Raw genomic sequence first — 1,715 nt, 5'->3', positions numbered from 1 at the left:
TTACAACTTGCTATTGGATAAGCCCTCGACCGATTAGTACTGGTCAGCTCCATGCATTGCTGCACTTCCACCCCCAGCCTATCTACCTCGTCGTCTTCAAGGGGTCTTACATACTGGGAAATCTCATCTTGAGGGGGGCTTCACGCTTAGATGCTTTCAGCGTTTATCCCTTCCGTACATAGCTACCCAGCGGTGCTCCTGGCGGAACAACTGGTACACCAGCGGTACGTCCATCCCGGTCCTCTCGTACTAAGGACAGCTCCTCTCAAATTTCCTACGCCCACGACAGATAGGGACCGAACTGTCTCACGACGTTCTGAACCCAGCTCGCGTACCGCTTTAATGGGCGAACAGCCCAACCCTTGGGACCTACTTCAGCCCCAGGATGCGATGAGCCGACATCGAGGTGCCAAACCTCCCCGTCGATGTGGACTCTTGGGGGAGATAAGCCTGTTATCCCCAGGGTAGCTTTTATCCGTTGAGCGATGGCCCTTCCATGCGGTACCACCGGATCACTAAGCCCGACTTTCGTCCCTGCTCGACTTGTAGGTCTCGCAGTCAAGCTCCCTTATGCCTTTGCACTCTTCGAATGATTTCCAACCATTCTGAGGGAACCTTTGGGCGCCTCCGTTACTCTTTAGGAGGCGACCGCCCCAGTCAAACTGCCCACCTGACACTGTCCCCGCACCGGATTACGGTACCAGGTTAGAACCTAGATACGATCAGGGTGGTATCCCAACGTTGCCTCCACAGCAAGCTGGCGCTCATGTCTCTTCAGGCTCCCACCTATCCTGTACAGATCGTACCCAAATTCAATATCAAGCTGCAGTAAAGCTCCATGGGGTCTTTCCGTCTTGTCGCGGGTAACCTGCATCTTCACAGGTATTAAAATTTCACCGGATCTCTCGTTGAGACAGCGCCCAAGTCGTTACGCCATTCGTGCGGGTCAGAATTTACCTGACAAGGAATTTCGCTACCTTAGGACCGTTATAGTTACGGCCGCCGTTTACTGGGGCTTCGGTTCACAGCTTCGGATTGCTCCTAACCACTCCCCTTAACCTTCCAGCACCGGGCAGGCGTCAGCCCGTATACTTCGCCTTACGGCTTCGCACAGACCTGTGTTTTTGCTAAACAGTCGCTTGGGCCTTTTCACTGCGGCCCCCTCGTGCTATTCACACTACCGGGGCACCCCTTCTCCCGAAGTTACGGGGTCATTTTGCCGAGTTCCTTAACGAGAGTTCTTCCGCGCGCCTTAGAATACTCTTCTCGCCTACCTGTGTCGGTTTGCGGTACGGGCACCTTCACCTGGCTAGAGGCTTTTCTTGGCAGTGTGAGATCATGACCTTCGCTACTACAATTTTCGCTCCCCATCACAGCTCAGCCTTACAATGTGCGGATTTGCCTACACATCAGCCTTACTGCTTAGACGGACATCCATCAGTCCGCGTCACTACCCTACTGCGTCCCCCCATTGCTCATAACGGCTTACGGTGGTACAGGAATTTCGACCTGTTGTCCTTCGACTACGCCTTTCGGCCTCGCCTTAGGTCCCGACTTACCCTGAGCGGACGAGCCTTCCTCAGGAACCCTTAGGCTTTCGGCGGATCAGATTCTCACTGATCTTTTCGTTACTCATACCGGCATTCTCACTTGTATAATGTCCAGCGCTCCTTACGGTACACCTTCAACCCTTATACAACGCTCCCCTACCCCTG

1 rRNA gene is annotated in these 1,715 nt (G+C 53.9%); it reads right to left on the bottom strand.

The features are described from left to right. Positions 1-13 precede the first annotated feature (13 nt). Positions 14-1,715, bottom strand: a 23S ribosomal RNA gene (locus D829_RS34340); the annotation flags it as partial.

It is taken from the genome of Paenibacillus sp. PAMC 26794, from assembly GCF_000316035.1.
Classification (GTDB): Bacteria; Bacillota; Bacilli; order Paenibacillales; family Paenibacillaceae; genus Paenibacillus.
Note: the sequence above shows the minus strand (reverse complement) of the source record. Positions and strands in the feature narration are given on the sequence as shown.